General features: G+C 72.9%; 14 protein-coding genes. 12 read left to right on the forward strand and 2 right to left on the reverse strand.

Features of this window, described 5'->3' with window-relative positions; all coding sequences use genetic code 11:
• Positions 1-91: 91 nt before the first annotated feature.
• Entirely contained in the window at positions 92-1,900 is a 1,809-nt protein-coding gene (locus ACQPXG_RS16930) for an ABC transporter ATP-binding protein (protein WP_433468649.1), read from the reverse strand.
• On the reverse strand, positions 1,897-3,747 hold the full coding sequence (locus tag ACQPXG_RS16935; protein WP_433468650.1) for an ABC transporter ATP-binding protein: 1,851 nt from the start codon (positions 3,745-3,747) through the stop codon (positions 1,897-1,899). Before ACQPXG_RS16935 ends, ACQPXG_RS16930 begins: the two co-directional genes overlap by 4 nt.
• 137 nt (positions 3,748-3,884) lie before the next feature.
• Here ACQPXG_RS16935 and ACQPXG_RS16940 point away from each other — a divergent pair, with 137 nt between their 5' ends.
• From ACQPXG_RS16940 to lgt, 12 genes are all read left to right on the forward strand, one after another.
• The gene (locus ACQPXG_RS16940; RefSeq protein WP_433468651.1) at positions 3,885-4,592 is read left to right on the forward strand and encodes a TIGR03085 family metal-binding protein; all 708 of its coding nucleotides are present in this window, start codon (positions 3,885-3,887) and stop codon (positions 4,590-4,592) included.
• A gap of 248 nt (positions 4,593-4,840) precedes the next feature.
• Positions 4,841-5,047: a cold-shock protein gene (locus ACQPXG_RS16945; RefSeq protein WP_030144886.1), complete on the forward strand. Its 207-nt coding sequence runs from the start codon at positions 4,841-4,843 to the stop codon at positions 5,045-5,047.
• Between the two features lie 111 nt (positions 5,048-5,158).
• Positions 5,159-5,758 (forward strand): Trp biosynthesis-associated membrane protein, encoded by a 600-nt coding sequence (locus ACQPXG_RS16950; RefSeq protein ID WP_433468652.1) that lies wholly within the window; start codon positions 5,159-5,161, stop codon positions 5,756-5,758.
• A complete protein-coding gene (locus tag ACQPXG_RS16955) occupies positions 5,755-6,423 on the forward strand; it encodes a response regulator transcription factor (RefSeq protein ID WP_433468653.1) in 669 nt (222 codons plus the stop codon). Before ACQPXG_RS16950 ends, ACQPXG_RS16955 begins: the two co-directional genes overlap by 4 nt.
• Positions 6,424-6,452: 29 nt before the next feature.
• Entirely contained in the window at positions 6,453-6,908 is a 456-nt protein-coding gene (locus ACQPXG_RS16960; protein ID WP_433468654.1) for a DUF2752 domain-containing protein, read from the forward strand.
• Between the two features lie 113 nt (positions 6,909-7,021).
• Entirely contained in the window at positions 7,022-7,828 is an 807-nt protein-coding gene (gene trpC, locus ACQPXG_RS16965) for an indole-3-glycerol phosphate synthase TrpC (protein WP_433468655.1), read from the forward strand.
• Between the two features lie 127 nt (positions 7,829-7,955).
• Entirely contained in the window at positions 7,956-9,188 is a 1,233-nt protein-coding gene (gene trpB, locus ACQPXG_RS16970) for a tryptophan synthase subunit beta (RefSeq protein WP_433468656.1), read from the forward strand.
• Entirely contained in the window at positions 9,185-9,997 is an 813-nt protein-coding gene (gene trpA, locus ACQPXG_RS16975) for a tryptophan synthase subunit alpha (protein WP_433468657.1), read from the forward strand. Before trpB ends, trpA begins: the two co-directional genes overlap by 4 nt.
• A gap of 139 nt (positions 9,998-10,136) precedes the next feature.
• Entirely contained in the window at positions 10,137-10,628 is a 492-nt protein-coding gene (locus tag ACQPXG_RS16980; RefSeq protein WP_433468658.1) for a vitamin K epoxide reductase family protein, read from the forward strand.
• Positions 10,629-10,686: 58 nt separating this feature from the next.
• Entirely contained in the window at positions 10,687-11,463 is a 777-nt protein-coding gene (locus ACQPXG_RS16985) for a DsbA family protein (RefSeq protein ID WP_433468659.1), read from the forward strand.
• A 134-nt stretch (positions 11,464-11,597) separates the two neighbouring features.
• Positions 11,598-12,455: a DsbA family protein gene (locus ACQPXG_RS16990; protein ID WP_433468660.1), complete on the forward strand. Its 858-nt coding sequence runs from the start codon at positions 11,598-11,600 to the stop codon at positions 12,453-12,455.
• Positions 12,456-12,501: 46 nt separating this feature from the next.
• A complete protein-coding gene (gene lgt, locus ACQPXG_RS16995; protein ID WP_433468661.1) occupies positions 12,502-13,977 on the forward strand; it encodes a prolipoprotein diacylglyceryl transferase in 1,476 nt (491 codons plus the stop codon).
• Positions 13,978-13,985 lie beyond the last annotated feature (8 nt).

Below are 13,985 nucleotides of genomic sequence, written 5' to 3' on the forward strand. Positions count from 1 at the left end.
CGCACTGGACCAGATATCGGGCAAGTGCTTTAGCTGCGTTTTCCCAGTCGAGGGGCCCCGATACGCGCGTCCCGGGGGCCGCCCTTTCCGATCACAGCCCGCGCTGGGCGATCCAGGAGGTGTGGAGGTCGGCGTAGACGCCCGGTTCGGTCACGAGATCGGCATGCGGGCCGCGCTGGACGATCCGTCCCGCGTCGAAGACGATCACCTCGTCCGCCGCCTCGGCCGTGGACAGCCGGTGCGCGATGGAGATCGCCGTGCGGCCCCGGGTGACGCCGTCGAGCGCCCGCTGGATCCGCACCTCGGTGGCCGGGTCGACGGCGGACGTCGCCTCGTCCAGGACGAGGAGGTCCGGGTCGGCGATGTAGGCGCGGGCCAGCGCGACGAGCTGGCGCTCGCCGGCCGACAGCGATTCGCCGCGCTGCCCGACGGGCGTGCGCAGGCCCTGCGGGAGCCCGTCGAGCCAGTCGGCGAGGCCGAGCTCCGTCAAGGCCAGGACGAGGTCCTCGTCGGACGCTTCCGGGCGCCCGTAGCGGATGTTGTCGGCGAGTGAGGCGTCGAACAGGAACCCGTCCTGCGGCACCATGACGATCCGCTCGCGCAGCGACGAGAACCGGACGCGCTCCAGGGGCACGCCGTCCACGAGGACATGGCCGGAGACGGGGTCCATGAGCCGGGTCAGGAGCTTGGCGAACGTCGTCTTGCCCGAGCCCGTCTGCCCGACGATCGCGACGCGGCTGCGCGGCGCGATGGCGACGTCCACGTCGTGCAGGACGGGCGGGCCGCCGGGGTAGGCGAACCCCACGGACTCGAACCGCACCTCGATCGGGCCGCGCGGCAGCGTCTCACCCGCGTCGCCCGGGTCGGCGACGTCCGGGACGGTGTCCAGCACGCCGAGCACCCGACGCCAGCCCGCGATCGCGTTCTGCGCCTCGTTGAGCACCTCCGTGGCCGTCTGCATGGGGCTGACGAACAGGGTCACCAGGAACAGGAACGCGATCAGCTTTCCGGCCGACACCTCCCCGGCGACGCCGAGCAGCGTCCCGGCGATGACGACGGCGGCGGTGGCCAGCGCGGCCACCAGCTCGCTGATGGGGAACGTGAGCGCGACCATGGCCTGCGCCCGGGTCTGCGCGGAACGGTAGGACTCCACGGTCTCGTCCACCCGCCGCCCGGTGCGCTCCTCCGACGCGTACGCGCGGATGACCGGGGCGCCCACGACCGACTCGCTGACCGCCGCCAGCAGGTCGCCCATCCGCTCGCGCACCCGCATGTAGGCCCGCGACAGGATCCGCTGGAAGCGGCGCAGCGCGAACGCCAGCGGCAGGAACGCCGCCCAGACCAGCAGGGCCAGCTCCCACGAGTAGACGACCATGAGCAGGCTCGCCACGAGCAGCTGCCCCATCGACACGATGAACATCAGCCCGCCCGACTGCATGAACTGGCTGATCTGGTCGACGTCGCTCGTCACCCGCGACACCAGCGCGCCCCGCCGCTCGCCGCTCTGGGTGAGCATCGACAGGTCGTGGACGTGCCGGAACGCCCTGACCCGGAGACCGGCCAGCCCGCCCTCGGACGTCCGGTACAGCCGCACGTTCATCAGGTACGCGCACACGGCCGTCACCAGCACGGCCGCCGCGCACAGCAGCACCGCCGTCCGGATGAAGCCGATGTCGGGGCCGTCCGTTCCGCCGAGCCCCTTGTCGATCGTCTGCTGGACGGCGATCGGCACCACCACGCGCCCCGCCGTCGACACCAGGGCGAGCGCGAGCGTCCCCGCCAGCCCGGCCCGGAACTCCGGGCTGAGCCGCAGCCCGCGCCGGAGCGTGCTGATCGCGCCCTCGTCGGCGGTGTCGCTCAGCCCCGCGGTGTTCGTCACCGTCGTCATGGCCGTCGTCATGTCAGGGCCTCCTCGCCGCCCTCGACCGCTTCCTGCTCCGCCTCGGCCCGCTCATAGGCGTTGACGAGGTTGCGGTAGCCCTTTGAACTCTCCAGCAGCGCGAGGTGGGTGCCACGCGCGATGACCCGGCCGTGCTCCATGTACACGACCTCGTCGGCGAGCGAGATCGTGGCCTTGCGGTAGGCGACGACCACGACGGTCGCGCCGCCGGTCTCGTCCTCTTGCGCCTCCCGGATGCTTTCCAGGATGCGCGCCTCGACCTGCGGGTCGACGCTGGACGTCGCGTCGTCCAGGACGAGCAGCCGGGGCCGCCGCACCAGGGCGCGCGCGAGCGCGAGCCGCTGGCGCTGGCCCCCGGACAGCGTCGCCCCGCGCTCGCCCACCCGCGTGTCGAGCCCGCCGGAGAGGGCCGCCACGAACCCCTCGGCCTGGGCGAGGCGCAGCGCCTCCCAGACCCGCTCGTCCGGGACGTCCAGCCCGAGCGTCACGTTGCCGCGCACCGTGTCGTCGAACAGGAACGTCTGCTGCGGGACGAGCGCCGCCGTCGCCGCGACCCCGCCGCGCCGTACGTCCCGCAGATCGGCGCCGTCCAGCAGGACCGACCCGTCCGCCGGGTCGACCAGCCGGACGAGCAGCGAGGTCAGCGTCGACTTGCCCGACCCCGTCGGGCCGACGATCGCGATCGTCCGCCCGGGGGAGGCGGCGAACGACACGTCGTGCAGGACGCGGTGCCCGGAACCATCGCCGTCGGCCGCCTCGTAGGCGAACCTGACCTCCCGGACCTCCAGCTCGGTCGCCCTCCCGCCGGAGTCGTCCAGCGAACCGTCCCCGTAGGGGAGGGACCCCGTCGCGTCCAGCACGCCGCGGACCCGGTTCCACCCGACGACGCTGCGCGGCACCTCGCCGAGCACCCAGCCCAGCGCGCGGATCGGCCACGACAGCAGCGTGAACAGGTAGGCGACGTTCACCAGGTCGCCGGCCGACATCGCGCCGGAGTCCAGCCGCACCGACCCGATCAGCAGGACGGCGAGCACGCCCAGGTTCGGCAGCGCCTCCAGCACCGGGTCGAACAGCCCGCGGATCCGGCCGACGGCGATGTTCGCGTCCCGCAGTTCCCGGGCCCGCTCCTCGAAGCGGCGCGTCTCCGCCGCCTCCCGGCCGAGGGTCTTGACGACCAGCCCGCCCTCGAAGCTCTCGTGCGCGACCTCGCTGACCTCCGCGCGCAGCTGCTGCGCGCGGGTCGCCACCGGCGACAGCCGGCGCTGGTAGACGACGTTGATGAGCGCGACGGCCGGGAAGACCAGGAAGCCGACCCCGGCGACGACCACGTCGGTGACCAGGATCGACACGGCCGCGATCAGCAGCATGAAGACCACGCCGACCGCCATCGGCAGCGGCGCGATCGGCGCCCACACCGCCTCCACGTCGGCGTTGGCGTTCGACAGCAGCTGCCCGGTCGGATGCCGGTGGTGCCAGGCCAGCGGCAGCCGCAGGTACTGCCGGGTCACCGACCGGCGGTAGGACGCCTGCAGCCGGTACTGCATGAGGCCCGCGTAGAACCGGCGGCCGGCGACGCCGAGCGCCTTCAGCAGCGCCACCGCCATGATGACGGCGGCGGCCCCGGCCAGCGCCCCGGCCGTCGTGTGCCCCGACTCGAACGCCGGCAGCACGACCTTCTCCGTCGCCCAGCCGAGCACCCGCGCGGTCGCCACGGTCATCGCCGCGTACAGGGCGCTGGCGAGCACCGACAGGGTGAAGACCCGCGGTTCCGCCTTCACCGCCACCCACAGGACGCCCAAGCCCTCCCTGAGGACATGCGGGCTGACGCGTCTGGACGCAGGTGGCACGGCGACTCCTTGATCACGGGTGGGGGGCCGAAATCCCCCTCACGTCCGCGATGGGGGGATTTGCGGGTCCGGATATCACCTACCACCCCGCCCGGACGCTTATTCCCGGCCGCCTCGCGACGGCCTACGATCAGGCGATGAGCACGCCCGAGGACGACCCGGTCCCCGCCGCGTCCGCACCGGCGGCCACCGGTGCGGACTCCGGCGCCGGCGCGGGCCCCGTCCGCCGCGAGCGGCTGCTGCTGGCGGCCGCGCTGGCGGATGCCGGGCCGGAAGCGGCCACCGGATGCGCCGGCTGGAACGCGCGCGACCTGGCCGCCCATCTGGTCGTCCGCGAGGGACGCCCCGACGCGGCCCCGGGAATTCTGCTGTCCCCGCTCGCCTTCTACACCGAGCGTGTGCGGCGGCGGACGGCGCGCGCCGTTCCGTTCGGCCGGCTGGTGGAACGGTTTCGGCAGGGACCGCCGAAGTTCTCGCCCTACGCGGTTCCTGGAGTCGACAAAATCGCGAACGGCGTCGAGTTCTTTGTTCACCATGAGGACGTCCGCCGTGCGCGTCCCGACTGGGAGCCTCGGGAGATCTCGCCGGAACTCGAGGAACTTCTCTGGCGACGGATAAAAATTGCCCGCTTTGTCCTAAGAAAAGTTCATGTCGAGGTAACGCTCGTCCAGCCGGACGGCAGGAGCGTCCGCGTCTCCGGCGGGACTCGCGGAGCCGTGCGCGTGCACGGCCCCGTCGGCGAACTCGTCCTGTGGGCACTGGGCCGCGGGGATGTCGCGAAGGTCCGCCTCACCGGGGCCACGGATGCTGTCAAGTCCCTGACCGAGACCGGTTGGAGTCTTTAACGGGCAGGTAACGGCACGGTTCGCCGAGAGGAGAAACGCAAGTGATGCGGCTCCTCCGCTTTACGCGGAAGCGGTGATACGGTGGGGCGGTCGGTTGCAGTCGTGGTTCTCGATCGTTCAAGACGCCCGCGAACTGATGGCAGCGGGCGTTTTGGCTTTTCCGGGACCGTACCGGGGGCGAGAGCGTTCCGCAGCGACCGCACGGGCCCGCGAGGTGTGGGCTCAGGTTTTGCCGCAAGGAGAAAGACATGCCCCAGCAGGGCACCGTGAAGTGGTTCAACGCCGAGAAGGGTTTCGGCTTCATCGCCGTGGACGGCGGCGGGCCGGACGTCTTCGTGCATTACTCGGCCATCCAGTCCTCCGGGTACCGCTCGCTGGACGAGAACCAGCGCGTCCAGTTCGAGGTGACGCAGGGTAACCGGGGTCCGCAGGCCGACCAGGTCGTCCCCCTGTAACACCCGCAGTCGTACATCAGGGCCCACCCCCCACCGCCAGGGAGGGTGGGCCCTGTCGCGTCCGGGCGGGGTCCGTGCCTCGCATCGCGGGACGGACGGCAGAATGGGCGCATGTCGGTAGGTGGAACACCCGCGCGTGAACGCGGCCTGACGGCGCTGCTGTGCGCCGCCGGTGCCGGCCTCGCCCTCCTCGCCGCCGGGCGCACCTGGGCGACCGTCAGCGCCCAGAACGCCATCACCCCGTTCACCCAGCACCTCACCGGCGGCGACCTCGGCGGCGCGTCCGGCGCCCTCGGATGGGCCGGCCTCGCAGGTCTCGCCGCCCTGTTCGCCACCCGGGGACGTGTCCGCGCGTGCGTGGGGGTCCTCATCGCCCTGTTCGGCGCCGGCATCGCCTACGCCTCCACGGCCGCCGTCCAGCGCTCGAACGTGCTGTCCGCCGCCGGGGACAAGAGCGCCCTGCTCAAGCTCGGCGCCGACCCCGCCCTGGACGTCGACCTGTGGTGGATGGTCTCGGTCACCGGCGGGATCCTGCTCGTCGTCGCCGGGCTCCTCACCGCCGTGCGCGGGGCGCGCTGGCCGGGCATGTCGGCCCGCTACGAGCGCGCCGCCCCACCCGATGCCGCGGCCGCGGAGGACGACCCGTCCGCGCTGTGGAAGTCCCTCGACCGCGGCGAGGACCCGACCGCGCGGCGGAACGGACGATCGTGAGCGCCGACGGGGGAGGCCTCGTCCTCGTGATCGAGCACGACCCCGCCGTCGCCGAGCTCCAGCGCCGCTACCTCGCCCGCGAGGGCTTCGACGTCGAGATCGAGGCCGACCCGGCGCGGGCGCCCGCCGCCGCCCAGCGCAGCCGCCCGGACGTCGTCGTCCTCGACCTGTCCACCTGCGCGCTGCCCGCCGACCTCTACCGGCGCGTCGCCGACGCCGCCCGCCCCGCACCCGTCGTCGCCGTCACCGGCCCGCTCGATCCGGTGATCGCGCGGACGCTCGGCGACCACCGCGTCGACCGGCCCTTCGGCCCCCGCGTGCTCGTCGGCGCCGTCGCCGAGGCCCTCCGCCACGGCGGCCCCGCCGAGACGCCGCCGGGCCCGCTGCGCGCCGGCCGCATCGCCCTCGAACCGCGCGACCGCGCCGCCGTCGTCGGCGACCGCCGCGTCACCCTCACCGTCACCGAGTTCGACCTCCTCGAATTCCTCATGGGCAACCCGGGGCGCGTCTTCACCCGCGAACAGCTCCTCGACGCCGCCTGGGGACCCGGCGCCGGCGCCGGGAGCCGCACGGTCGACGTCCACGTCGCCCAGCTCCGCGCCAAGCTCGGCGAAGGCAGCCCCATCAGAACCGTCCGGGGCGTCGGCTACGTCCTGGACGCCTGATCCCTCCAGGGGACGCTTAGGGTGGACGTGTGACCCGCCTATCCGCCCACGCACAGGAGCACTCGCATGCGCCCGCCGGGCGGAGCCTGGGACGGGCGCTGGCGCCGCAGGCGGCGGTGTTGGGCGGGGTCGTCGCCGGAGCACTGGTCATCGCGTTCCGCGCGGACCCCAACGAGCCCGGGCACTACCCCGGCTGTCCGTTCCTGGCCCTCACCGGGTACTACTGCCCCGGCTGCGGCATGACGCGGCTCGTGTACGCGCTCACGCACGGGCACGTGGGCACCGCGTTCGGGCTCAACCCGCTGCTGTTCGTCATGCTGCCGGTCTTCGGCTACCTGTACGTCCGGTGGACGGTCAGGACCGCGCAGGGGCTGCCGATGCGCTCGGCCCTGTTCAAGCCGGTCGTCGCGTACTCGTTCGTCGGCCTCCTCGTCGTCTACTGGATCGTCCGCAACCTGCCGTTCGCGCACGCGCTGGCGCCCTGACGAGCGCCGCCCGCGCCGCGGCGGCGCCGGACGGCCCGCCCGGGTGCGGGGAGCGTCCGAGGGGGCGGCTACGATCGGTGGACGGAACGACCTGAAATAGGGGGCCTGCGACCTTGAGCGTTTTGGACGAGATCATCGACGGCGTCCGGGCCGATCTCGCCGGAAGGCAGCGCGAGGTCCCGCTCGACGCCCTCAAGGAGAAGGCGGCGAAGGCCCCGGCTCCGCGGGACGCGCTCGGCGCACTGCGCGGGCAGGGCGTCTCGGTCATCGCCGAGGTCAAGCGCAGCAGCCCGTCCAAGGGCGCGCTCGCCGCGATCGCCGACCCCGCCGCGCTCGCCCGCGACTACGCGGCCGGCGGCGCCAAGGTGATCAGCGTGCTGACCGAGCGGCGCCGCTTCGGCGGCAGCCTGGCCGACCTCGCCGAAGTCCGCGCCGACGTCGACGTCGCCGTCCTGCGCAAGGACTTCATCGTCACCTCCTACCAGCTGTGGGAGGCGCGCGCGGCCGGCGCCGACATGGCGCTGCTGATCGTCGCCGCGCTGGAACAGGACGCCCTGGTCTCGCTGGTCGAGCGGGCCGAGTCGATCGGGCTGGTCCCGCTCGTCGAGGTGCACACCGAGGAGGAGGCGGCCCGCGCCGTCGACGCGGGCGCCAAGGTCATCGGCGTGAACGCCCGCGACCTGCGCACCCTGCAGGTCGACCGCGGCGTGTTCGCCCGGGTCGCGCCCACGCTGCCCAAGGACGTCGTGAAGGTCGCCGAGTCGGGGGTGCGGGGGCCGCACGACCTGCTCGCCTACGCCTCCAGCGGCGCCGACGCGGTGCTGGTCGGGGAGAGCCTCGTGGTCGGCAAGGACCCGCGCTCCGCGGTCGCCGACCTGGTCGCGGCCGGCGCCCACCCGGCGCTGCGGCAGAGCGGCTGACGGCCGGGGCCCGCGGCTCGGTAGGGTGAGTGCATGCAGGTCGAACCGCTCCGGGAGCGATGGCGGGGCTGAAACGGAACCCCACTGACCGGATCGCCACTTCTCCCATGACAGGACGCGTTTTCCCATGACCATCGACACCGCCGCGCGCGGTGCTGGAGCCGTGCCCGACGCCACGGGCCACTTCGGCCGTTTCGGCGGGCGGTTCGCCCCCGAGGCGCTGATGGCGGCGCTGGACGAGCTCACCCGCGAGTTCGAGACCGCCAAGAACGACCCTGCCTTCACCGCCGAGCTGGACGACCTGCTCGCGAACTACGCGGGCCGCCCGAGCCTGCTGACCGAGGCCAGGCGCTTCTCCGAGCACGCGGGCGCCCGCGTGCTGCTCAAGCGCGAGGACCTCAACCACACCGGCTCCCACAAGATCAACAATGTGCTCGGCCAGGCGCTGCTCACCAGGCGGATGGGCAAGAGCCGTGTGATCGCCGAGACCGGCGCCGGGCAGCACGGCGTCGCCACCGCCACCGCGGCGGCGCTGCTCGGCCTGACCTGCACCGTCTACATGGGCGAGGTCGACACCGAGCGGCAGGCCCTCAACGTCGCCCGGATGCGGATGCTCGGCGCCGAGGTGATCCCGGTGAAGACCGGGAGCCGCACCCTCAAGGACGCCTGCAACGAGGCGTTCCGCGACTGGGTCGCCACCGTCGACGACACCCACTACTGCATCGGCTCCACCATGGGCCCGCACCCGTTCCCGATGATGGTCCGCGACTTCCAGCGGATCATCGGCGTCGAGGCGCGGCGGCAGTGCCTCGACATGACCGGCGCGCTCCCGGACGCCGTGGTCGCCTGCGTCGGCGGCGGCTCAAACGCGATCGGCACTTTCCACGCCTTCGTCCCGGACGAGTCCGTCCGGCTGTACGGGTTCGAGGCGGGCGGCGACGGCGTCGCCACCGGCAAGCACGCCGCGACCCTCGTCGGCGGCTCGCTCGGCGTCATCCACGGCATGCGCACCTACCTGCTGCAGGACGCCGACGGCCAGACCCTCGAAACCCACTCGATCTCCGCCGGCCTCGACTATCCCGGCGTCGGCCCCGAGCACTCGTGGCTGCACGACACCGGCCGCGCCGAGTACCGCGAGATCACCGACGCCGAGGCCATGGACGCGTTCGCGCTGCTGTGCCGCACCGAGGGGATCATCCCGGCGATCGAGTCCGCGCACGCGCTCGCGGGCGCGCTCAAGGTCGGCGAGGAGCTCGGCCCGGACGCCACGATCGTCGTGTGCCTGTCCGGGCGCGGCGACAAGGACATGCACACGGCCGCCACCTTCTTCGGCCTGATGCCCGAGGGAGAGAACGCGTGAGCGTCAAGACCGCCTACGACAAGGCCAAGGCCGACGGGCGCGCGGCGCTCGTCGGCTACCTGCCCGCCGGGTTCCCCACCTACCAGGGCGCCATCGACGCGGCGCGGACCATGGTCGACGCGGGCTGCGACGTCATCGAGATCGGCCTGCCCTACACCGACCCGATGATGGACGGTCCCACCATCCAGGACGCCGTCCACCAGGCGCTCGTCGGCGGCGTCCGGGTCGCGGACGTCTTCCGCACGGTCGAGGCGGTCGCCGCCACCGGCGTCCCGACCCTCGTCATGACGTACTGGAACCCCGTCGACCACTACGGCACCGACGCCTTCGCCCGCGACCTCGCCTCGGCCGGGGGGTCCGGGCTGATCACGCCCGACCTCACCCCCGAGGAGGGCGGCGCGTGGCTGGAGGCGTCCGACGCGCACGGCCTCGACCGGGTGTTCCTCGTCGCGCTCAGCTCCACCGACGAGCGCATCGAGACGGTCACCGGGGTGTGCCGCGGCTTCGTCTACGCGGCGTCCCTGATGGGCGTCACCGGCGCCCGCTCCGCCGTCGGCACCGGCGCCCCGCGGCTCGTCGAGCGGACCCGCGCCGTCCTCGACAAGACCGGGACGGACCTGCCGGTCGGCCTCGGCCTCGGTGTCGGCACCGGCGCCCAGGCCGCCGAGGTCGCCGGGTTCGCCGACGGCGTGATCGTCGGCTCGGCGTTCATCCGCCGCCTGCTGGACGCCCCCGACCCCGCCTCCGGGCTGGCCGGCGTCCGGTCGCTCACCGAGGAGCTGGCGGCGGGCGTTCGCCACGGTCGCTGACCGCGACCGGACGGGCTCGCGCGGACGTTTTACGCCGCCGCGGGAACTCCTCGCGGCGGCCGCCGAGTTCATGTCATGTGCCGCCTCCGCTCTCCAATAGGGTGTGTTCGCCGGCGGAGGCGGTCCCGGAAGGATCACGATGACGCAAGAGATGACGGCGAAGGACCGGGCCGGGGCGGCCGGGACGCCGCTGCCGCCCGTGTGGTTCCAGGGCGCGGCCTGGCTGTTGACGCTCGCCGGGCTCGGGATCTCCGTCTATCTGACGATCACGCACTACGACGAGGGCGCGCTGGTGTGCTCGGCGTCCCGGACCGTCGACTGCCACGCCGTCACGACCAGCGAGTACTCCTCCCTCGCGGGGATCCCGATGCCGCTGCTCGGCCTCGCGTTCTTCGTGGCGTTCGGCGCGCTGATCACGCCGTGGGCGCTGCGGTCGACGTTGCCGCCGCTGCGGTGGGGACGGGTGGCGAGCACCGCGGTGGGCGTGCTGTTCGTCGTGTACCTCGTCACCGTCGAGCTGGCGATCCTGCACAAGATCTGCCTGTGGTGCACCGGGGTCCACGTGATCACCGTTCTGCTGTTCATCCTCGTTCTGATCGACGAATTCCGGCGGATCGGTCAGGTCGACTAATCTCGCCGGTACCGCGCCGCACCGGTGACGGCGCGGGTCCGCATTCATAGGAGACTCAATGAGCAAGGCCGCACGAGAGCGGTCCGCGAGGGATCGCCTGGCCGCCGAGCGCAAGCGGCAGGCGGCGCGGGAGAAGCAGCGGCGGCTGCTCGCCATCGTCCTCGGGTCGGTGGTCGCGGTGGCGGTGATCGTGGTCGCGACCGTCATCGTCATCGACCAGAAGAACAAGAACGGCCGCGCCGAGCCGCACAAGGGCGCCCTCGCCCCGCTCAGCCGGCAGGCCGACGGCTCCATCCTGATGGCCAAGGCGGGGGTGACCAAGCCGGAGGTGGAGATCTTCGAGGACTTCCAGTGCCCGATCTGCAAGCAGTTCGAGTCCACCACCGGCAAGACCATCGAGGATCTCGCGCAGCAGGGCAAGATCAAGGTCGTCTACCGGCCGTTCCACCTGTTCGGCCAGCAGAAGGACCCAGTCAAGATCAACTCGCTGCGCTCGGCCGAGGCGGCGCTGTGCGTCCCGGCCGCCCAGTGGATGTCCTACCACGACGCGCTCTTCAAGTTCCAGCCCGCCGAGGGCTCGAAGGGCTTCTCGCCGGACGACCTCGTCAAGTGGGGCAAGAACGTGGGCGTCACCGACCCGAACTTCGAGAAGTGCGTGCGGGACGGGCAGAAGAAGTCCACGGTCGACGCGATGACCAAGTACGCCTTGCAGGACCGCGGCGTCGACGGCACGCCGACGGTCTTCCTGAACGGCCAGAAGCTCGACCAGACGCAGTTCATGAACCCCGCCGCCTTCCGGGCGACGATCGACGCGGCGGCCGCCGCGGGCAAGTGACCACAGGCTCCTGAGCGCCGCGCCGTCCCCCCCCCGGGACGGCGCGGCGCGGCGCTTTCTGCCCGCCCGGCGTACCCTTCCCCGCTACGCTCGTGGATGCTCACGTGCACGCGCAGTAGCCGATCGGGGGATCGATGAGCGAGCAGGGCAGGGAGCCGTCCGCGCGCAGGCGGCTCGCGGGCGAACGGGCGCGCGCCGCGGCCCGGCGGCGGCGGCAGCGGGCGCTGCTGGTCGTCCTCGGCGCCGTCGCCGTGGTGGCCGTCGCGGTCGTGGTGGTGGTCGTCGTGGCCTCCGGGGACGGGAACAAGCCGCTGGACGACTCCTACAAGGGCGCGCTGGCGCCCGCGACGCGGCAGCAGGACGGATCGGTCGCGATGGCGCGGCCGGGCGTCACCGCACCGGTCCTCGACGTTTGGGAGGATTTCCAGTGCCCGGCGTGCAGGGCGATGGAGAAGCGGCTCGGCGGGACGATGAAGCAGCTCGCCGCCGAGGGCAGGGTGAAGGTCGTCTACCGGCCGTTCCAGCTGTTCCAGCAGGACCCGCTGATGTCCAACTCGCGGCGGGCCGCGAACGCCGCCGCCTGCATGCCCGTCGGCCACTGGGTCGAGTACCACGACAGGCTCTACGCCGAGCAGCCTCCCGAGGGCGAGAAGGGCTTCTCCTCGCCGGACCTGATCAGGTGGGCCAGGGACGTGGGCGTCACCGACCCGTCCTTCGCCGCCTGCGTCGACGGGAACCAGAAGATCAAGGCGGTGGACCAGGCGAGCGCCCAGGCGGGGAAGGCGGGCGTCGACTCCACCCCGTACCTGGCGCTGGGCGGCGAGAAGGTCCACGACGAGGTCCTCGGGTCCCCGGACGGCCTGAAGAAGGCCGTCGCGAAGGCCACCGGCGGCACGCCCGCCCCGGGCGGCACGCGTTCCGGCGGCACCCCGGAGGGCGCCTCGAAGGCAGCCCTCGGCCGGGCGGCGGGTGTCACGGCCTCATCGCGGTGATGGAGAGGGCGCGCACGGTGCCCGGAAGGCGGTAACGTCAACGGTCATGCACCCGGTCGCCTACATACCGAGTCCCTCGCAGGACGTCTGGCACCTCGGCCCCATCCCGTTGCGTGCCTACGCCATCATGATCATCCTCGGCATCGTCGCCGCGGTCTGGCTGGGCGAGCGCCGCTGGGCCGCCAAGGGCGGCACGCCCGGGGTGATCATCGACGTGGCCGTGTGGGCGGTTCCGTTCGGCCTCGTCGGCGGGCGGCTCTACCACGTGATCACCGACTACCAGCGCTACTTCGGCGAGGGCGGCGACCCCGTCCGGGCGCTGGAGATCTGGAAGGGCGGGCTCGGCATCTGGGGCGCCGTCGTCCTCGGCGCGGTCGGCGCGGTCATCGGCTGCCGGCGGCGCGGGATCTCTGTGCTGGCGCTCGGCGACGCGGTGGCGCCCGGTATCGCGCTCGCGCAGGCGATCGGCCGCTGGGGCAACTACTGGAACCAGGAGCTGTACGGCCGTCCGCTGGACACCTTCTGGGCGCTGAAGATCGACGAGAACCACCGGCCGATGCTGGACGGCGGCCCCGCCCTCGACCCCAAGTACGCCGACGTCGCGACTTACCATCCGACGTTCCTGTACGAGTCGCTGTGGTGCGTCGGCGTCGCGATCCTCGTGATCTGGGCGGACCGCCGCTACAAGCTCACGCACGGGCGCGCGTTCGCGCTCTACGTCGCCGCCTACACGGCCGGGCGGGGCTGGATCGAGGCGCTGCGGATCGACGACGCCCACCACATCCTCGGCCTGCGGCTGAACGACTGGACGTCGATCGTCATCTTCGTCGGCGCGGTCGCCTACCTGTACCTGGCCCGCGGCCGCACCGGCCCCGAGAACGTCGGCGGCCCGGCCGCCGAGACCCCGTCCGGCGGCGTCTCCGTCGCGAAGGAGACCGAGGCGCAGGACGCGGGCGCCACGGACAACGCCAAGAGCGCCACGGGCTCCGTCGGCGAGATCGCGGAGCAGGCCGACGAGGAACCGGGGGCCGAGCCCGGGCAGCGCGACGAGGAGCCCGAAGAGCCCGACGCCGAGGCCGAGGAGGAGCCCGCCGAGCCCGAGAAGGCCGAGGCGGAGCCGGGAGAGGCCGAGGAGGAGCCCGCCGAGCCCGAGAAGGCCGAGGCGGAGCCGGGAGAGGCCGAGGCGGAGCCCGCCGAGCCCGAGAAGGCCGAGGCGGAGCCGGGAGAGGCCGAGGCGGAGCCCGAGGAGGCTGAGCCCGAGCCTGAGCCCGAGCCTGAGCCCGAGGAGGCTGAGGCGAAGGCCGAAGAGGCTGAGCCGGAGCCGGAAGAGTCCGAGCCGGAAGAGTCCGAGCCGCGGGCCGACGCCGAGGAGCCGGAGGCCGAGGAGAGCGAGGCCGAGGCCGCGGACGAAGGTGGGACCCCCGAGGCCGGAGGGGCGTCCGTGGCCGGGGACAATGGGGACGACGGTGCCGCCGACCCCGATCGGACCGAGAAGGGGGAGCCCGTCAAGGACGGGAAGTAGGAAACGGC

This window comes from Spirillospora sp. CA-128828 (assembly GCF_050945415.1).
Taxonomy (GTDB): Bacteria; Actinomycetota; Actinomycetes; order Streptosporangiales; family Streptosporangiaceae; genus Spirillospora.